This window comes from Streptomyces sp. NBC_00433, assembly GCA_036015235.1.
GTDB lineage: Bacteria > Actinomycetota > Actinomycetes > Streptomycetales > Streptomycetaceae > Actinacidiphila.
Window position 1 is genome coordinate 1,780,006 of record CP107926.1, and the last position, 18,078, is coordinate 1,798,083.

Below are 18,078 nucleotides of genomic sequence, written 5' to 3' on the forward strand. Positions count from 1 at the left end.
GTGCCTCTGCATCATGCGTCATGCGTCGTGCCTCGTGCCTCGTGCGTTGCGCGCCGTGCGGGGTGCTCGCTCAGCCGAGCAGGAAGTCCGCCTCGCCGGCCTTGGCACCCAGGATGAACGTGGTGATCTCGTGGTTGCTGTAGATCAGCGCCGGGCCGTCGGGGTCGGTGGACTGGCGCAGCGCCACCCTGCCGTCGTTGAGCCTCTTGGCCTCGACGCACGAGCCGCCGTTGCCGCCGCTCCACGGTTTCCGCCATCCCTCGAGGCCGAGTTGGTTGGCGGGCATACCGTTGTAGATTCCGTCGTATATGTCCTCGTACCCGCATATGCCGTCATTGCCGACGCGATCCATCGTTCAGATCTCCTTGCGCATGCCATCGAGGATGGCTTTGGTGCTCTGTGCTGGCGCGGCCTGCGCGCACATCCGGTCGAGCGCTTCCAGGAACGTCGACACGTCGTCGCGCTCGTCGAAGTAGACGCCGCCCACCAGGCTTTCCGCGTAGGCGATGTCCGGGATCTCCTGGAGCTGGAACCGGAAGATGTGGAAGGGCCCGTACATGGCCGGATGCGGTCCGGCCGCGAACGGCATGATCTGCAGCCTGATGTTGGGCAGCTCGGTGGCCTCCATCAGGCGTTCCATCTGCTCGCGCATCACTCGCCGGCCGCCGATCGGGCGGCGCATGACGGTCTCGTCCATCACGACCCACAGCAGCGGCGCGTTCTCCCGCGTGACCAGGGCCTGGCGTTCGGTCCGCAGGGTGAGCAGCCGGTCGATCTCCTCGGGTGCCGCGTGCGGCAGCCCGGCCCGCAGCGTGGCCCTGGCGTAGTTGGCGGTCTGGAGCAGGCCGGGCACGTAGGCGGGTTCGTACGCACGGATCACCGCCGCCTCTCCCTCAAGGCTGACGAAGGCGCTGAACCAGTCGGGCAGGACGTCGCGGAAGCTGTGCCACCAGCCGGGCCTGTTGGCCTCCCGGGCCAGCGCGAGGAAGCCGCCGATCTCCTCGGGTGAGGTGATTCCGTACGTGACGAGCAGCTTCTCGACATACGGGATCTTCAGCCCGACTTCGGCCTTTTCCATCCGGCGGACGGTGGCGTGCGTGACGTCCAGCGCCCGGCCGGCCTGTTCGAGGCTGATTCCGGCCTGCTCCCGCAGATCCTGAAGGCGCTTGCCGAGCACCATGCGCAGGACGGTCGGGGCTCCTCCCGGCCGGGGGTCCATCACGTGGCTCCTCCTCCAACTTCCTTGGCTGAGAAGCAGTCTGTCATGTTGTCAGCGCACGCGACAGCATGTAGCAGCGATTCTGTAAATTACAGATCGGACCTTGCCATGTGTCCTGCGCGAGCCTCATAGTTACGGAGTGGTTCCTTCACCTGACGCCCTTCGGCGCGAGCGCCGAGACGGTGTCGGCGACCCCGGCCGCCGTGACGTGTTCAGGCTGCCCGCGATCAGTGCGTCCGTTGCGGACGCCCGCGGGCGGATACGTGCACGTTTGCGGGAATGGGGCGTCGGCGCGGAACTGCGCGATGACGCGAGCCTGGTGGTGACCGAGCTGTTCACCAACGCCGTGAGGCACACCGACAGTGAGAAGATCACCTGTGTGCTGCACGACTGCGGCAGCGTCGTTCGGGTCGAAGTGACCGATCAGGGCCGGGGAACGGGCGTGCCGGCGCCCGGGGTCGCCGGCGCCGATGAGGAAGGCGGGCGGGGGCTGCTGCTGGTCAGCGTGCTCTCGCTGGCATGGGGGTCGGACCCGGCGGAGGACGGCGCGGGCCGGGTGGTGTGGGCGGAACTGGCAGCAGACCGCTCATCCCACTGAAAGCGCCGCCTCCGCCGGGCCCGATGGTCTCGGCGGCCTGACCGGTTGGCCGTGTACGCGTATCCGCGGGCCGACAGGCGGCCCTGCGGCGTGACTCCGCTCAAGGAAGCGGCAGCAGGTCCGGGCGCTTGGGTTCGACGTGGTCGCCCGAGGACTCGCCGCGCAGCCGTCGGCCGATCCACGGCACCAGATACTCCCGCGCCCAGTGGATGTTGTCCCTGCGCACCTCCGAGGGCAGCCGCGGGTCCTGCGGCGGCCAGGGCTGGTCGGGGTCGGCGGGCACTTCGAGGCCGAGCACCTGCGCGGCGCGCAGCGCGACCCGGGTGTGGCCCTCGGGCGACAAGTGGAGCCGGTCGTCGCTCCAGGCCCTGCGGTCCTGGACGCAGCGCAGCGACCACAGGTCGAGAACCGGACACCCGTGGCGGTCGGCGATCGATCGCACATGCGCGGTGTAGGTGGCGATCTTCCCGCGCAGGTGGCGCAGGACGGGCACCCCGCGGGTGTCGAAACCGGTGCAGACGAGCACCGTGCCGACCGCGCCGGTCAGTTCGGCGACGGCTGCCTCGAAGCGCTCCGCGATCGCGTCGGGGTCGCCGCCGGGGCGCAGGATGTCGTTGCCGCCGGCGCAGAAGGTGACCAGGTCGGGGGCCAGTTCGATGGCCCGCGGCACCTGTTCGGCCACGATCTGGTCCAGCAGGCGGCCGCGCACGGCGAGATTGGCGTAGCGGAAGGTGTGTTCGTCGCGCCGGTCGGCGAGCAGCACGGCGAGCCGGTCGGCCCAGCCGACGTGGGCGCCGCCGGGGCCGGGGTCTCCGACGCCCTCGGTGAAGCTGTCCCCCAGCGCGGTGTACGACCCGATCACGCCCCTGTCGAGTCCCCGGTATGCGTCGCGTCCCTGGTTACCCTGCGAATCGTCAGCCACGTCGGGTCATTTTTCTCCTCTTCCTGCGGCTTGCGCGACCGTAACGGGGGGTTGACGCGACGTGATTCATCCCACCAGGTCAAAGTCGGCGCAGATGGAATACCGCGGCGTCCAGGTCGCCGGCCAGTGTGGTGCGCAGGCCGCGCTCCGCCAGCACCGCCCCGCGCTGGACGACGCCGGTGGTCACGTCGCGGTAGGACGCGTCCCGGTCGAGGCCGCGCAGCCGCAGCGGCGGCACGGGCGCGCCGAAGGCCTGCGCGGGCAGCCAGGCCAGCACGACGGTGTCGCCGCCGAGCACGTACTGGACGGCGCTCAGGCCGCCTTCGCCGGGCGGGCGCAGCCGGTAGAGGTCGCCGTGCTGCACGACCGGGCGGACCGTCTTGTAGAGGGCGACCCAACTGGCGGCCTCGGCCCGCTCCCCCGCGCCCCAGTGCAGCAGGTCGCCGCCGATGCCCAGCACGCCGGCCATGGCGCTGACGAAGCGGAAGCGCAGCGAGCTGCGGCGGTGGTTGAGCATCGGGCTGGGGCTGTCGGCGACCCAGGCGGCCATCACCCGGGCGGGGTGCAACTGGCTGAATCCGTGCTGGATGTGCAGCCGGTCGAGCGGGTCGGTGTTGTCGGAGGTCCACACCTGGTCGCTGCGGGCCAGGATGCCCAGGTCGACCCGGCCGCCGCCGCCCGAGCCGGATTCGAGGGCCACGCCGGGGTGCGCGGCCCGCAGGCGGTCGATCAGCTCGTAGAGCCCCTCGACGTGCGCGGTCCACAGCTGCTCGGGACAGCGCTCTCCGGGCCTGCCGGGTTCGGTGGAGCAGCGGTTGAAGTCCCATTTCAGGTAGTCCACGGGCGCGCTGTGCAGCAGGGCGTCGAGCCGCTCCGCGAGGTGCTCGCGTACGTCGGTACGGGCCAGGTCGAGCACCAGCCGGCGGCGGTGTTCCGTGCTGCCGCGGCCCGGGTCGTGCTGGACCCAGTCGGGGTGCGCGCGGTGGAGGTCGCTGTCGGGGTCGACCGTCTCGGGCTCGACCCGGATGCCGAACTGCATACCGAGCGCGTGCACCTCGTCCGAGAGCGGTTTCAAGCCGTTCGGGAAGCGATCACGGCCGGGCGTCCAGTCGCCGGGACCCGCCCGGTCGCCGCACCAGCCGTCGTCCACGACGAAGAGCTCCACGCCCATCGCCGCGGCCCGCCGGGCCAGTTCGCGCTGCTGCCGCTCGCCGGCGTCGAAGCCGGCGGCCTCCCGGGAGTTGTAGAGCACCGGGCGCACCCGGCGCCCTTCGGGCACCACATGGTCCAGCTGGTAGGCGTGCCAGGCCCGGCTGGCGGCGCCGAAGCCGCCGCCGCTCCACAGGCCGGCGAAGACCGGGCTGGTGTAGGAGGCGCCGGGCTCCAGGCGTACGAGCCCCGCCTCGTCGTGGCCCGCGCCGCCGGTGGCCTGGACACGGCCGTCGGGCAGCGCGGCGACCGCGATCCGCCAGGAGCCCGACCAGGCCAGCGCGCCGGTCCACACCTCGCCCTGCTCCTCCCCCGCGTCGCCGGCGTCCAGCGCGAACCACGGCAGGTGCTGGTGGCCGGTGTGGCCGCGGCGGCTGCCGATCACCCGCTCGCCGGGCGTCAGCGGGCCGCGTACCAGCCGGCTCTCGGCGCCCCAGCGCCCGTGCAGCTGGGACATCCGCCAGCCGTCGCGGTGGGGCAGCGTCCAGGTGGCCGCGTCGGCCCGCAGCAGCTCCAGGGGGACGCCGCGGCCGCCGGGCACATGGGTGGCGGTGGTCCAGCGCTCGACGACGTCGCAGCCGGGGCGCAGGCGGTAGTGCAGGGTGAGGTCGAGGTGGTGCGGGGAGTCGTGGAAGTGCAGTCGCAGCTCGTGCCCTGCGGCCGGGTCGGCGGCGGTCTCGTACTCCTCGAAGCACCATTCGGTGCCGCGCGCCTGGCTGGACCGGACGGACAGGGCGGGGCGGACGAAGCGGGGGCCGCCCTCGACCGGGTATTCCTCGTGGCCGTCGAGCGCGGACTCGAAGGGGCGCTCGGCGGGCAGCGGGTCGGCGGCCAGCGCCTCGGCGTCGCGGAGCGCGATCCGGCGGCCCCAGTGCAGGTGCAGCAGCTCATCGCGTTCCGTGACGTGCAGGGCATAGCTGCTGCCCGGCCCGCTGAGCAGCCAGAGCCGGCCGGACCCGCCCGTCTCGATCATCGCGATACGCCCCCTGTCCGATCAGGTCCGGTCATCATCGGCCCAGCCCAGGCGGAGGGCAATGGTTGCACCCCGGGCAGTGGTCCAACGGACACATACCGGTCGGTACGTGGTTTCTCCGGCTGCCGTATCGTCGGAAGTGCCGGAGCATGAATTGCCCGAGCATGAGCCGTGAGCGAGCAATGGAGGAGCGCCGGTGACGCAGGATGTGCGGCAGTCGACCCCGACCGGACCAGAGGCAGAGCCCGAGCTGACCGGCGTACGCAATTTCCGTGACGTCGGAGGCCTGCCCACCGGCGACGGCCGCCGGGTCAGGCACGGTGTGCTCTTCCGCAGCGGCCACCTCGCGCACGCCACCGCCCAGGACGCCGCCTTCCTGGAAGGGCTCGGGCTGCACACGGTCTTCGACTTCCGCAATCCCGACGACATCGCCCTGGAGGGCCCGGACACCGACCTCCCGGGCACCCGCAACCTGAACATGCCGCTCAACGACCCGGCCGACAGCGCCGACTTCTGGCAGACGGTACGGGACGGCGACGTGGTCTCGCTGCGGGCGGTGCTGGGCGAGGGCCGCGGCGCGGCGCGGATGGTCGCCGCCTACCGCAGGCTGATCCTGGAGCGCACCAAGGAGCACACCAGGATGCTCGACCTGCTGACCGAGCCGGGCGATCCCGCCGTCCCCGCCCTGCTGCACTGCGCGGCCGGCAAGGACCGGGCCGGGACGTCGATCGCGATCATCCTGCTGGCGCTGGGGGTGGAGCGGTCCGCGATCGAGGCGGACTACCTGGAGAGCAACGCCAGGCACCGCCGCTACAAGGTGGTGCGCGGCGACGGCAGCACGGGCACCGCCATCGCCCCCGAGGTGCGGGAGCTGCTCAATCCGCTGTTCGAGGCCCGGGTGGAGTATCTGCGGGCGGCCTTCGACACCATCGAGGAGCGCTGGGGCGGCGTCGACCGCTACCTCGCCGAGGGCCTCGGCCTGACCTCGGAGCGCCGGGACCGGCTGCGCGAGCGCCTGCTGACGGCGGCCTGAACCGCGGCGCGGCCCCCCGGCGACGGAGGGCCGCGCCCCCTGTGGGCTGTCCCGTAATCCGCGGTGGACCAGCGCGCGGCGTCAGATGCGGTACATCGCAAGGCGAAAGGTCGCCCTCATACCGGGTCGTATTCACGCGAGCCCGACAACGCGGCGAGGTGCCGTAGCTGTCGTCGCGCGCCCGCCGGGGATTACGGGACAGACCCTAGCGGTTGGCGACCGCCTGCTTGACGAGGGTCTTGCCGAAGTCCCACATCAGGCCCCCGCCGCCGTGCGCGTCGTCCATCACCTCGGTGAAGGCGGCCACGAAGCGGTCGACGTCGGCCTCGTCGAAGACCAGCGGCGGGATCAGCTTGATGATCTCCACATGGTCGCCGGAGACCTGGGTGAGGATGTGGTGCCGCTGGAGCAGCGGCACCACGACCATCTGGGCGAACAGGCCCTTGCGCGCCGCCTGCAGCATCGTCCAGCGGCTGCGCAGGCCGAGCGACTTGGGGCGGCCGAACTCGACGGCGACCATCAGGCCGCGGCCGCGCACCTCCTTGAGCAGTTCGTACCGCTCGGTGAGCGCGGCCAGCCGGGTGCGCAGCAGGTCGCCCATCACCCTGGCGTTCTCGACCAGCCGCTCGTCCTCCACCACGGAGAGGGTGGCCAGGCCCGCGGTCATCGCCTGCGCGTTGGACCCGAAGCTCGCCGAGTGCACCAGCACGCGGTCCATGGAGGAGTAGACCTTCTTGAAGATCCAGTCCCGGCCGAGCGTGGCGCCCACAGGGACGTACCCGCCGGACAGCGTCTTGGCCACCGTGACCAGGTCGGGCTCCACGCCCTCCTCGTGCTGGTAGGCGTAGAAGGCGCCGGTGCGGCCGATGCCGGTCTGCACCTCGTCGCAGATCAGCAGCGCCTTGTGCCGGTGCAGCAACTCCTGGGCGGCGCGCAGGTATCCGGGCGGCGGAATGTAGACGCCGTGGCCCTGGATGGGCTCGATGATCATCGCGGCCACGTCGCCGCGGCCCAGCTCCCTGGCGAGCGCGTCGAGATCGCCGACGTCGATGGCGGTGTCCGGCAGCAGCGGCGCGAAGCCCTCCTGGAATCCGGCCTCGCCGTTGACCGACAGCGAGCCGGTGGTCAGGCCGTGGAAGGAGTGCTTGCAGTACAGGACGCGCTGCTTGCCGGTCGCATAGCGGGCGAATTTCAGCGCCGTCTCGACGGCCTCGGTGCCGCTGTTGCCGAAGAACACCCGGTCCAGGTGCGGAGTGTGGGAGAGCAGCTTCTCCGCGAGCAGGCCGGGCAGCGGCTGGCAGTCGAAGCGGGTGAGGTCGGCGAGCCCGGCGTCCAGCACGTCGTGCAGCGCCTTGCGCACCACCGGGTGGTGCCGGCCCAGGCCCATCACACCGAAGCCGGCCAGCATGTCGAGGTAGTCGTTGCCCTCGGCGTCCCAGAAGTGGGCGCCCTCGGCCCGCTCGTAGACCTTGTCGAAGCCGATGGTGTGCAGCATGCGCGGCAGCTGGTGGTTGAGGTACTTGCTGTGCAGGTCGTAGCGCTCGCCGCCGCGTTCGGCGAGCAGCGTCGCCAGGTCGAAGCCCTTGGCCTGGCCGCCGGGCGCGCCCTGGGCCTCGGGTCCGCCCGCCGGCTCCTTGGCGGCGGGCTCCGCACCGATCGGCTGCTTACCGGTCGGTTCAGACGATGTCATCGCTCAACTGCTCCTTGCTTACGGGGGGTGCCGCTCCCGGCAGTATGCGGCGCGGGGATCGCCAGGGTGCTCTCGGGGTCGGCAATGCCACGGGGGCTTCTGGCGTCGATACGGAGCAGGGCCGCACCGATGCCGCCGGCAATCTCGGCGGGCGTCAGACCGAGGTCGGCGAGCAGCTCGCCGCGCTTGGCGTGCGGGAGGAACTGCTGCGGGATGCCGAAGTCCCGTACGGGGACGTCCACCCCGGCGTCCCGCAGTGCCTGCGCGACGGCTGAACCGACGCCGCCGACCCGCCCGTTGTCCTCGACCACGGCGACCATGCGGTGCCTGGCGGCGAGTTCGGGCAGCGCGGCGTCGACCGGCTTGACCCAGCGGGGGTCGACCACGGTCACGCCGATCCGGCGCCCGGCGAGCAGTTCCGCGGCGGAGACGCCGCAGCCGCCGAGCGCGCCGACCGCGACCAGCAGCACATCGTCGCCCTGGCCGTCGGCGGGGCGGTGGAGCACGTCCATGCCGCCGACCCGGCCGATCGCGGGCAGCGCCTCGCCCGCGGTCTCCTTGGGGAAGCGGATCACGGTGGGCGCGTCCTCGACCGCGACGGCCTCGCGCAGCTGGGCGCGCAGCTGGGCGGCGTCGCGCGGGGCGGCGATCCGCAGGCCGGGGACGACCTGGAGGATCGACATGTCCCACATGCCGTTGTGCGAGGCGCCGTCCACACCGGTCACGCCGGCCCGGTCCAGCACGAAGGTGACACCGCACTTGTGCATCGCGACGTCCATCAGCACCTGGTCGAAGGCCCGGTTGAGGAAGGTCGCGTAGACCGCGACGACCGGGTGCAGCCCGCCGGTGGCCAGGCCCGCGGCGGAGGTGGCGGCGTGCTGCTCGGCGATGCCGACGTCGAAGACCCGCTGCGGGTAGGCGCGCGCGAAGGCGCCGAGGCCGACCGGCTGGAGCATGGCGGCGGTGATGGCGACCACGTCGGGCCGCTCGGCGCCGATCGCGACCATCTCGTCGCCGAAGACCGAGGTCCAGGACGGCCCGCCGGAGGGGCCCAGCGGCAGGCCGGTGGCCGGGTCCATCGCGCCGACGGTGTGGAAGTGGTCGGCCTCGTCCTGCTCGGCGGCGGCATAGCCGCGGCCCTTCTCGGTCAGGCAGTGCACCAGCACGGGGCCGTGGAAGCGGCGGGCGCGGCGCAGCGCGGACTCCATGGCCTCGATGTCGTGGCCGTCGATCGGGCCGACGTACTTCAGGCCCAGGTCCTCGAACATGCCCTGCGGCGCGAAGGCGTCCTTGAAGCCCTTCTTGGCGCCGTGCAGCGACTCGTAGAGCGGCTGGCCGATCACCGGGGTCTGCTGGAGCAGCTGCTTGCCCCAGGACAGGAAGCGCTCGTAGCCGTCGGTGGTGCGCAGGGTGGCGAGGTGGTTGGCGAGGCCGCCGATGGTGGGCGCGTAGGAGCGCTCGTTGTCGTTGACGACGATGATCAGCGGGCGGTCCCTGGCGGCGGCGATGTTGTTCAGCGCCTCCCAGGCCATGCCGCCGGTCAGGGCGCCGTCGCCGATGACGGCGACGACGTGGTCGTCGCGGCCCTGGACCTCGTTGGCCTTGGCCAGGCCGTCGGCCCAGCCCAGCACGGTGGAGGCGTGGCTGTTCTCGATCACGTCGTGCTCGGACTCGGCGCGCGAGGGGTAGCCGGACAGGCCGCCCTTGGCGCGGAGCTTGGAGAAGTCCTGGCGTCCGGTGAGGAGTTTGTGCACGTAGCTCTGGTGCCCGGTGTCCCACAGGATGCGGTCGGCGGGCGAGTCGAAGACGCGGTGCAGCGCGATGGTCAGCTCCACCACGCCGAGGTTCGGTCCCAGGTGGCCGCCGGTCCTGGCCACCGCCTGGACGAGGAAGTGGCGGATGTCGGCGGCCAGTTCGTCCAGCCGGCCGTCGGGCAGCGCCTTCAGCTCGCGCGGGCCCTTGATGTTCTCCAGCATCGACATGTAACAGACCTCGTTCCTGCCGGGTTCGCTCTGGGCCGCCGGCAGCTCACCGGCCGGCGGCAATGCCGGGACGAGCCGCCGGCCGCTTGCCCCGGCCGGTGGCTCGTACCCGGATTCACCGCGAGGTCACTTCGCGCGGTTGGACGCGACGGTCTCCCGGGCGGCGCGGATGGACTCCTTGAGCGAGCCCATGGTGGCCAGGACCGCCGTCGGCTCGTAGCCGCAGTGGGCCATGCAGTTGGCGCAGCGGTCGTCCTTGCCGCGGCCGTACTTGTCCCAGTCGGTCTTGTCGATCAGCTCCTGGTACGTCGGCACGTAGCCGTCCGCCATCAGGTAGCAGGGGCGCTGCCAGCCGAAGAGCGAGTAGTTGGGGATCGCCCAGGCGGTGCAGGGGAAGTCGGCCTTGCCCTCCAGGAAGTCCAGGAAGAGCGGGCTGTGGTTGAGCCGCCACTTGCGCCGGTTGCCGCCGTCGAAGGCCTTCTTGAACAGCTCCCTGGTCTGTGCCACGCCCAGGAAGTGGTCCTGGTCGGGGGCCTTCTCGTAGGCGTACGCGGGCGACAGCATCATCTCCTCGACCTTGAGGTCGTCATTGAGGAAGTTCATGACCTCGATGATCGTCTGCGGGGTGTCGGTGTTGAAGAAGGTCGAGTTGGTCGTCACCCGGAATCCGCGGCGCTGCGCTTCCTTGATCGCCGCGACCGCCTCGTCGAAGGTGCCTTCCTTGGCCACCGATTCGTCGTGCCGCTCCCGCATGCCGTCAATATGCACGGTGAACGCGAAGTAGGGCGACGGGGTGAATTTTTCGATCTTCTTACGCAGCAGCAGCGCATTGGTGCAGAGGAAGACGAATTTCTTCTTCGCCACCAGCTGGCGGACGATCTCGTCGATCTGCGGGTGCATGAGCGGCTCGCCGCCGGCGATCGACACCATGGGGGCGCCGGACTCCAGCACCGCCCCGACCGCCTGCGCCACCGGCATGCGCTGCTTGAGCACTCCCGCAGGGTGTTGGATCTTGCCGCAGCCCTCGCACGCGAGGTTGCACGCGAAAAGAGGTTCGAGCTCCACGATGAGCGGGAACTTTTCGCGCCGCCGGACCATTTTCTGTTCGAAGAGGTACGACGCGATACGGACGGTCTGACGAAGCGGCATAGCCATCTAGCTCACCTCCGGGGGAGCAGCGGTAGTGCGGTGCCAATCGAGAAAGGCGGGTACAAGATCTCTGAGCACCCGGAATGCGATGATCCCGGTGCGAAGCGTTCCGACGCGCACGAGTTCGTATTCGGGCGTGTCGACCACGACGCGGGCCGCGGCGATGTGCTGCGCTCCTTCTGCGAGCGCGGCACGCCGCATGGCGGCCGATTCCATGTCGACGGCGATGGCACCCGTCGCCGCCAGTGCGGTGCGCTCTGCACCGCGTACGACATGGTCGGACTCGGCGAGGGGGCCGGTGTGCACGGTGTGCCCGGCGGCCTTCAGCGCGGCGGCGAGCGCCGGGCTGTCCTGCCCCTCGTCGGAGACCACGACGTCACCTGGCCGCATGCCGGGGGCAAGGCCCGCGCAGAAGCCGGTGGTGACGACGGCCGCACCGCGCAGCGCCGGGTCGTGCAGCGCCGTGCGGACGGCCCCCTCCGCGGCCGAGGGCCCCATGCCCGTACGGAGCACGGTGACCGGGTGTGCGGCGGCCCTGGCCGCTCCCCTGCGCAGCGCGAAGCGCTCGATGCGCAGAGCGCACACCACCAGCAGCGGTGGTCGGGTATGGCCCACGAACTAAGCCCCCTTTCCTGCGACTGCGGCTGCGGTGTGGCCCGCGGCACCGAAAGGCTCGCTGCGGGCATAGCGCCCGAGCGCGGTGAGCGGGAAGACCATCCGGTAGAGGTGGTAGTTGATGGAGAAGTCCCGGGGGAAGCCCGTACCGGTGAAGTAGGGCTCGTCCCACGAGCCGTCCGGCAGCTGGGTCTCGGCCAGCCAGCGCACCCCGCGCTCGACGGCCGGGGTGTCCCGGCGGCCGGCCGCGAGCAGCGCCATCAGCGCCCAGGCGGTCTGCGAGGCGGTGGAGTGCCCGCGCCCGGCCCATTCCATGTCGGAGTAGGAGCGCAGGTCCTCGCCCCAGCCGCCGTCCGCGTTCTGCACCGACTCCAGCCAGCTGACGGCCCGGCGGATCGCCGGGTGGTCGACGGGCAGGCCGGCCGCGGCCAGCGCGGGGACCGCGGAGCCGGTGCCGTAGATGTAGTTGACGCCCCAGCGGCCGAACCAGGAGCCGTTCTCCTCCTGCTCGGCCAGCAGCCAGTCGATACCGGTGCGGGCGTGCGGGTCGTTCTCGACGCCGAGGGCGGCGAGCATCTCCACCACGTGTGCGGTGACGTCGGCCGACGGCGGGTCGATGACCTCGCCGAAGTCGCAGAAGGGCAGCCGGTTGGGGAAGGGGCTGGTGTTGTCGGCGTCGAAGGCGCCCCAGGCGCCGTTCCTGGACTGCATGCCGACCGTCCAGCGCACCGCCCGGTCCACGGCGGTGTCCACCCTGGCCTGGTCGGGGTGGGCGACCCGGCGCAGGGCCAGTACGACCTCGGCGGTGTCGTCGATGTCGGGGTAGTTGTCGTTGTGGAATTCGAACGCCCAGCCGCCGGGGGCGAGCTGCGGCCGCTGCACGGACCAGTCGCCGGGTCGGGTGATCTGCTCTTCGAGCATCCAGTCCGCGGCCTTGACCAGGGCAGGGTGGTCGGCGGGCAGGCCCGCGTCGGCCAGCGCGATGGCGGCCAGACAGGTGTCCCAGACCGGGGACTGGCAGGCCTCGATCATCCGGACGCCGTCCTCGGGCCATACGGCGAAACGATCCAGCGAGTCCAGGCCTGCCTTGAGCACCGGGTGTCCGAGGTCGTAGCCGAGCAGGTGCAGGGCGATCACCGAGTAGACGGCGGGCGGCTGGATGCCGCCCCAGCAGCCGTCGGCCTCCTGGCGCTCGATGATCCAGCGGGCGCAGGCGTTCATGGCGCCGCGCCGCACCGGCCGGGGGCTGAACTTGCGGTAGACGTGCAGGACCTGGTCGAGCCGCTGGAAGACGCCGTCCCAGCTGGTGATGGGCGCCCGGCGCTGCTTGGGGTTGGGCCGCTCCGGGTTGATGTGCAGCTCGTCGATGCCGAAGGGCGCGGGGCGCACCGGGCGCAGCGCGCCCACGACGGTCAGCGGCACGATGGTCTGCCGGGCCCAGCAGCCGAAGGAGTAGATGTTCAGCGGCATCCACTTGGGCAGGTAGATGACCTCGGGCGGCAGTTCCGGCAGGTCGTCCCAGTCCCACCAGCCGAACAGGGCGAGCCAGATGCGGGTGAAGACCCGGCTGGCCGCCACCCCTCCCTCGCCGCGCGACCACTTGGCGGCCAGCGACATGTGCGCCTCGTCCGGGGAGTCCCCGGCGAGCCGCAGCGCCACGTAGGCCTCGACGGTCGCCGACAGGTCGCCAGGGCCGCCGTGGAAGGTGGGCCAGGCGCCGTCCTCGCGCTGCTGGGAGCGGATCCAGCGGGCGGAGGCCGCGGTGGTGCGGGCGTCCTGGATGCCGAGGAACTGACGCAGCAGCAGGTCCTCGGCATCCATCGTCACATTTGTTTCGAGGTCGCCTTTCCACCATCCGTCGGGGTGCTGCCGTGCCAGAAGGTGGTCTGCGGCGCGCTGCACGGCACGCTGCGCCGCCGCCTCGGTGTCACCGGATGGAACAGGATCCGGGTCCGAGGTGCTGCTGGCCGAGGGTGTCCGGTGTGTCGGCGTACCTGGACTGCCATCGGTCGTCGCTGTCATGGCTTCCCCTTTGCAGTTGAGACTTCTGCGGTGTTGGGGGCGGCCGTCGGCCGTCACATGCGAGGGACCGGCGACGTCAGCGCTCCACGTTGGTGTTCGTTACTTCTCGCGGACCACCACAAAATCCGCAAGACCTACGAGTTTACGATTAATTTCTTCCGGCATGTCCATTTTGTCCAGCGCGGCGACGGCGGTCGCGTACTGCCTCCTGGCTTCCTGCGAAGTCCATTCCCGGCCACCGGCTTCTTCGATCAACGCCGCGCGCATGGCGAACTCTTCCTCGTTGAAGGCATCGTTTTCAGGATTCTTCGCATCCGCCGCAAGCAGTTCACCCAGCCGCTCGGAAGCGGGGCCGCCGGCGGCCAGCGCGGCCACCACCGGAAGGGACTTCTTGCGCTGCCGCAGGTCGCTCCAGGTCTGCTTCCCGGTGCTCGCCGGGTCGCCCCAGATGCCCAGCAGGTCGTCCACCGCCTGGAAGGCCAGGCCGAGGTGGTAGCCGTACTCCTCCAGCGCGTCGGCGTCCGCGTCGGACGCGCCGCCGAGCACCGCGCCGATGGAGGCGGCGCAGGCCAGCAGCGAGCCGGTCTTGTTGCCCTCCATGTCCAGGCACTCCTGGACCGAGACGCGCTCCAGGTGCTCGAAGGTGATGTCCTGGGCCTGACCGTCGATCAGCTTGCGGGTGGCGGTGGTCAGCCGGCGGGTGGCCCGCCCCGCCTCCGGGGTGCCCTGCTCCAGCAGCACCTCGTTGGCCAGCGCGAAGAGCGCGTCGCCGACCAGGATCGCCTGGGCGGGGCCGTGCACCTTCCACACCGTGTCGCGGTGCCGCCGCTGCTCGTCGCCGTCGATCAGGTCGTCGTGCAGCAGCGAGAAGTTGTGCACCAGCTCCACCGCGACCGCGCCGGGGATACCGGTCTCGGCCGGGGCGCCCGCCGCCTCCGCGGTCAGCAGCGCCAGCGCGGGCCGTACGGCCTTGCCGCCGTCGCCGTCCGCGGGCTGCCCGGTCTGGTCGATCCAGCCGAAGTGGTAGGACGCCACGGTGTCCATCGGGGGTGCGAGGCGAGCTACTGCCGCGCGGAGCACTGGGGTGGTCAGGATGCGGCCGTTTTCCAGCAGCGCGATGACGCCGGCAGCGGTCACGTTCTCTCCTCTGGTTGCACCAATAGCACTCATGCCGCCTCCAGGACGCGGTTGTCGACCGGCAGGCCCAGGGCGGACAAAGCTTCGCGGGAGGCGTGCAGACCGCTGCGCACCGCGCTCTCCATGGTCGCGGGCCAGCCGGTCGCGGTCCACGCGCCGGCCAGGAACAGGCCGGGTGCGCGGGTGGCGGGGCCCGGCCGCAGCGCGCCCACCCCGGGGGTGGGCGCGAAGGTCGCGGTGCGCTCGCGGGTGACGAAGACGTCGCGGACGACGGCGTCGCGGGCGGCGGGCAGCACGCGCTCCAGCTCCGGCAGGTAGCGGTCGCGCAGCGCGGCGACCGGCAGGTCGATCTCGTCCTCGACGGCCGACTGTGACACGGCCACATACTGGCCGCCACCGGTCAGGCCGGAGCTTTCCGTACGGTCGAAGACCCACTGGACGGGGCTGCCGAGAGCCGCGAGAAACGGCTGTCGGAGCACCTGTCTGTCGTAGATCACATGCACATTGAGGATCGGGGCGGTGCCGATCCGCAACAGCTTTTCCGGATGCTGGACAGCGCCTTCCGGCAGCAGGTCGTGGGCCTCGCGCTGCGGAACGGCCAACACCACGGTGTCCGCGCTCAGTTGCTCACCGCGGCCCGGTCCGGTCTCCAGTGCGACCTGCCAACCGCCCTCGGGGGACCGCTCGATGCCGCTGGTGCGGGTGCGCAGCAGCGTACGCACCCCCGCCGCGTCGAGCGCCTTGCGGGCGCGGCCGTCGTGCAGGTCGCCGAGCGGGGCCGAGGCCCAGCCGATGTCGGCGGCGCCGGGGTCGGTCAGCAGGCCGGTCTTGAAGACCATCGCGGCGAGGCCGAGCGAGGAGTGCGCGGCGGTGGCATTGAGCGTCGCCACGCCGACCAGGTCCCACAGCGCCTCGATGGTGCGGGGGGACTGCCCGCGGCCGGCCAGCCAGCTGCCGAAGTCGATGTCGTCCAGGGCCGGGTCGGCCAGGTCCAGGGCGCGCAGCGCCAGGGCGGCGCGGCCGACCGAGGCGCGCTCGCGCAGCGACAGGTGCGGATAGCGGGCGAGGGAAGCGGCCAGGTGCAGCGGCACCGGGAGGCCCGTCCTGCCCAGCCGGCCGGTCCTGCCGGTGTTCGCGTCGACCACGGGCACGTCGAGGCGGTCCTGCAGGGTGACCAGGTCGCGGGCGGCGATCCGGTCGAGGAACCACTGGTAGGCGGTGCAGCAGCGCAGGAAGACATGCTGGCCGTTGTCGACGGTCAGGTCGCCGCGCTTGAAGGAGAAGGCCAGGCCGCCCAGCCGGGGGCGGGCCTCGGCGAGGGTGACCCGCAGCCCGGCACGGGCCAGTTCGAGCGCGGCGGTGATGCCGGCCAGGCCGCCGCCGACGACCACGGCGGTGCGGTCGGGCGCCTGCGGCGATCCGTCCTGCGACCTCGTCATTCGCCCTCCCCTCGGTCCGGGCGCCGCGAACCGCGCGGCGCTGTCGCGGGAAGTGACGCGGTGCACGGGTACGGGGTTGCCTGATGCCGGGGGTGGCGCGTCCGGTGACGGTTCGACTGCCGTGCCGCGTGCCGTGGACCCGCGCCCTCGCGGGTGGGTCTCACGTGTCCTCCCGGGGGCTGCGGGCGGTGCGGCGCGCGTCCAGGCCTGCCAGGCCGCGGATCGCGACGTAGGCCTTCTGGTGGCCGGGCAGTGACACCCGGCCGCGCAGGACGGCGTCGGGGTCGGCGGCGATCCGGTCGAGCAGCCGGCGGTAGATGCCGGCCATGGCGGCCACGCAGGCCCCGCTGCGCCGGTCCAGCATCGGCAGCAGCCGGTAGCCGGTGGCGAAGAGGCTGCGGGCCCGGCGCACCTCGAATTCCACCAGTCCGGCGAAATCCGATCCGGGCGGTGCGGTGTCGCTGTGGAATCCGGCGGCGCAGCCGAATTTCGCGAGGTCCTGGGCGGGCAGATAGGTCCGTCCGTTGCCGGCGTCCTCGCGGACGTCGCGCAGGATGTTGGTGAGTTGCAGGGCAAGGCCGAGCGTGTCGGCATATTCGGCGGCACGTGCATGATCGTGCCCATTCACGGTGCCGAACACGCCAAGCGAGAGCCGTCCGATGGCGCCGGCGACACAGCGGCAGTAAACCGCCAGGTCGTCCCAGGTCTCGTAAGTCTCGCCCCGAACATCCATCAGAACACCGTCGATGAGTTCGTCCAGGCCTTCGAGCGGAAGGGGGAATACCCGGGCGGAGTCGGCGAGCGCGACGGCCACCGGATCGGTGTCGTCCTCGCGGATCTCGCCGTTCCTCACCCGGGTGAGCAGCTGCCGGGTGGCGTCGAGCCGTACCGCTTTCTCCGCGGGCGCGAGATCACCGTCGCCGATGTCGTCGACGCGCCGGGAGAACGCGTAGAGAGCCGACATGGCCTGCCGTTTGGCGGTGGGCAGCAGGCGGATGCCGTACGCGAAGTTGCGGGCCTCGTGGCCGGTCACGGTCTCGCAGTACCTGTATGCGGCAAGGACCGGTCCGGACGTGTGGGCGGAACCGTTCACGGTCCGGCTCACCCCTTTCTTCGCAATGTCGACCCCACTTCGCGCAGCAGGCCGCTCTTGGTGGCTTTGGGCGAACCCGCCAGGACATCGAATCCGGCACGTTCGACCGACGCCAGCGCCGCGCGCCCACCGCCGACGAATCCCGCGAGCAGCAGCCGAAGCCTGCCACGGACGCTACCCACCAGGGGGGTACCTTCATTCAACAGCTCGCGGGCGCGTTCGGCCTCGAACGCGACCAGTGCCTTGACCTGCGGGCCCGCCTGCGGTGCTGCCAGGTCGGCCTCATCCACCGCGTAGCGTTTCATGTCCTCCGCCGGCAGATACACCCGGTCCCTCGCAAGGTCCTCCGCGACGTCCTGCAGGTGCTCGACGATCTGCAGCGCGGTGCACACCGCGTCGGAGCGGCGGACCCGCTCCGGCGTCGAGGTGCCGGTGATCGACAGCACCAGCCGGCCGACCGGGTTCGCCGACAGCTCGCAGTACGCGAGCAGGTCGTCGTAGGTCCCGTAGCGGGCCACGTGCTGGTCCTGGCGGTTGGCCGCGATCAGTCCGAGGAAGGGGTCGGGGGTCAGCTCGCGGCGGCGGACGGTGGGCTGCAGGGCGAGCAGCAGCGGGTGGCTCGGGGTGCCGTCGAAGACCCGCCGCAGATCCGCCTCGAAGGCGTCCAGCATCGCGACGCGGTCGCCGGCCGCCGCCGGGTCCAGGCCCAGGCGCACCGCGTCGTCGCGGCCGCCGCCGGCCAGGTCGCCGTCGCCGATGTCGTCCACCAGCCGGGCGAATCCGTAGACGGCCATCAGGTCCTGCCGCCACGCACGCGGCAGGAAGACCGGGGCCACCGGGAAGTTCTCGCGCGCGGCCTTGTCCAGCACGGCCCGGGACGTGTCGTCCCCGGTCACCGCGAGCTGCCCGGCGCACCGGCGGGATACGTGCCCCGGAGCAGGATGGTCCCGTTCGTCATGGCCGCCACATCCCCCGTTCTACACCGCCCGGTCGGATC

The 18,078-nt window shown here is 71.5% G+C and carries 15 protein-coding genes; 2 read left to right on the forward strand and 13 right to left on the reverse strand.

The features are described 5' to 3' along the window. Nucleotides 1-70: 70 nt before the first annotated feature. Both OG900_07120 and OG900_07125 read right to left on the reverse strand, forming a co-directional pair. The gene (locus OG900_07120; GenBank protein WUH89905.1) at nucleotides 71-352 is read right to left on the reverse strand and encodes a DUF397 domain-containing protein; all 282 of its coding nucleotides are present in this window, start codon (nucleotides 350-352) and stop codon (nucleotides 71-73) included. 3 nt (nucleotides 353-355) lie between these two features. Next, a complete protein-coding gene (locus tag OG900_07125; GenBank protein ID WUH95643.1) occupies nucleotides 356-1,180 on the reverse strand; it encodes a helix-turn-helix transcriptional regulator in 825 nt (274 codons plus the stop codon). Between the two features lie 247 nt (nucleotides 1,181-1,427). Between OG900_07125 and OG900_07130 the strand changes: the two genes are divergently transcribed. Then, on the forward strand, nucleotides 1,428-1,817 hold the full coding sequence (locus tag OG900_07130; protein ID WUH95644.1) for an ATP-binding protein: 390 nt from the start codon (nucleotides 1,428-1,430) through the stop codon (nucleotides 1,815-1,817). A gap of 100 nt (nucleotides 1,818-1,917) precedes the next feature. On the opposite strand, the gene OG900_07135 is transcribed toward OG900_07130, so the two are convergent. Further along, on the reverse strand, nucleotides 1,918-2,679 hold the full coding sequence (locus tag OG900_07135) for an SGNH/GDSL hydrolase family protein (GenBank protein ID WUH95645.1): 762 nt from the start codon (nucleotides 2,677-2,679) through the stop codon (nucleotides 1,918-1,920). A gap of 139 nt (nucleotides 2,680-2,818) precedes the next feature. Continuing rightward, a complete protein-coding gene (locus OG900_07140) occupies nucleotides 2,819-4,921 on the reverse strand; it encodes an alpha-galactosidase (GenBank protein WUH89906.1) in 2,103 nt (700 codons plus the stop codon). A gap of 196 nt (nucleotides 4,922-5,117) precedes the next feature. Between OG900_07140 and OG900_07145 the strand changes: the two genes are divergently transcribed. Beyond that, nucleotides 5,118-5,954 carry a tyrosine-protein phosphatase gene (locus OG900_07145; GenBank protein ID WUH89907.1) on the forward strand — a complete coding sequence of 279 codons (837 nt, stop codon included), beginning with the start codon at nucleotides 5,118-5,120 and terminating at the stop codon, nucleotides 5,952-5,954. A gap of 205 nt (nucleotides 5,955-6,159) precedes the next feature. Here the strand turns inward: OG900_07145 and OG900_07150 are convergent, their stop codons facing one another. The 9 genes from OG900_07150 to hpnC all read right to left on the reverse strand — a co-directional run bounded on the left by OG900_07150 (nucleotide 6,160) and on the right by hpnC (nucleotide 17,977). Then, nucleotides 6,160-7,644 carry an aspartate aminotransferase family protein gene (locus tag OG900_07150; protein WUH89908.1) on the reverse strand — a complete coding sequence of 495 codons (1,485 nt, stop codon included), beginning with the start codon at nucleotides 7,642-7,644 and terminating at the stop codon, nucleotides 6,160-6,162. Beyond that, nucleotides 7,641-9,626: a 1-deoxy-D-xylulose-5-phosphate synthase gene (gene dxs, locus OG900_07155; protein ID WUH89909.1), complete on the reverse strand. Its 1,986-nt coding sequence runs from the start codon at nucleotides 9,624-9,626 to the stop codon at nucleotides 7,641-7,643. Before dxs ends, OG900_07150 begins: the two co-directional genes overlap by 4 nt. A gap of 126 nt (nucleotides 9,627-9,752) precedes the next feature. After that, nucleotides 9,753-10,781 carry an adenosyl-hopene transferase HpnH gene (hpnH, locus tag OG900_07160; protein WUH89910.1) on the reverse strand — a complete coding sequence of 343 codons (1,029 nt, stop codon included), beginning with the start codon at nucleotides 10,779-10,781 and terminating at the stop codon, nucleotides 9,753-9,755. Next, nucleotides 10,782-11,390, reverse strand: coding sequence for a 1-hydroxy-2-methyl-2-butenyl 4-diphosphate reductase (locus tag OG900_07165; protein ID WUH89911.1), 609 nt, complete (start codon nucleotides 11,388-11,390; stop codon nucleotides 10,782-10,784). Nucleotides 11,391-11,393: 3 nt separating this feature from the next. Next, complete coding sequence (gene shc, locus OG900_07170; GenBank protein WUH89912.1) at nucleotides 11,394-13,412, reverse strand: squalene--hopene cyclase; 2,019 nt, start codon at nucleotides 13,410-13,412, stop codon at nucleotides 11,394-11,396. 99 nt (nucleotides 13,413-13,511) lie between these two features. Further along, nucleotides 13,512-14,582: a polyprenyl synthetase family protein gene (locus OG900_07175; protein WUH89913.1), complete on the reverse strand. Its 1,071-nt coding sequence runs from the start codon at nucleotides 14,580-14,582 to the stop codon at nucleotides 13,512-13,514. Next, nucleotides 14,579-15,988 carry a hydroxysqualene dehydroxylase HpnE gene (gene hpnE / locus OG900_07180; protein WUH89914.1) on the reverse strand — a complete coding sequence of 470 codons (1,410 nt, stop codon included), beginning with the start codon at nucleotides 15,986-15,988 and terminating at the stop codon, nucleotides 14,579-14,581. The genes OG900_07175 and hpnE overlap by 4 nt, the downstream gene beginning before the upstream one ends. Before the next feature lie 160 nt (nucleotides 15,989-16,148). Then, the gene (hpnD, locus tag OG900_07185) at nucleotides 16,149-17,093 is read right to left on the reverse strand and encodes a presqualene diphosphate synthase HpnD (protein WUH89915.1); all 945 of its coding nucleotides are present in this window, start codon (nucleotides 17,091-17,093) and stop codon (nucleotides 16,149-16,151) included. Then, entirely contained in the window at nucleotides 17,090-17,977 is an 888-nt protein-coding gene (gene hpnC / locus OG900_07190; protein WUH89916.1) for a squalene synthase HpnC, read from the reverse strand. Before hpnC ends, hpnD begins: the two co-directional genes overlap by 4 nt. Nucleotides 17,978-18,078: the final 101 nt, after the last annotated feature.

Excerpts from the sequence above, each read along its gene's own strand:
- OG900_07120 (WUH89905.1), bottom strand. The coding sequence starts at position 352 with ATGGATCGCGTCGGCAATGACGGCATATGCGGGTACGAGGACATATAC.
- OG900_07125 (WUH95643.1), bottom strand. The coding sequence starts at position 1,180 with ATGGTGCTCGGCAAGCGCCTTCAGGATCTGCGGGAGCAGGCCGGAATC.
- OG900_07140 (WUH89906.1), bottom strand. The coding sequence starts at position 4,921 with ATGATCGAGACGGGCGGGTCCGGCCGGCTCTGGCTGCTCAGCGGGCCG.
- OG900_07150 (WUH89908.1), bottom strand. The coding sequence starts at position 7,644 with ATGACATCGTCTGAACCGACCGGTAAGCAGCCGATCGGTGCGGAGCCC.
- dxs (WUH89909.1), bottom strand. The coding sequence starts at position 9,626 with ATGTCGATGCTGGAGAACATCAAGGGCCCGCGCGAGCTGAAGGCGCTG.
- hpnH (WUH89910.1), bottom strand. The coding sequence starts at position 10,781 with ATGGCTATGCCGCTTCGTCAGACCGTCCGTATCGCGTCGTACCTCTTC.
- shc (WUH89912.1), bottom strand. The coding sequence starts at position 13,412 with ATGACAGCGACGACCGATGGCAGTCCAGGTACGCCGACACACCGGACA.
- OG900_07175 (WUH89913.1), bottom strand. The coding sequence starts at position 14,582 with ATGAGTGCTATTGGTGCAACCAGAGGAGAGAACGTGACCGCTGCCGGC.
- hpnE (WUH89914.1), bottom strand. The coding sequence starts at position 15,988 with ATGACGAGGTCGCAGGACGGATCGCCGCAGGCGCCCGACCGCACCGCC.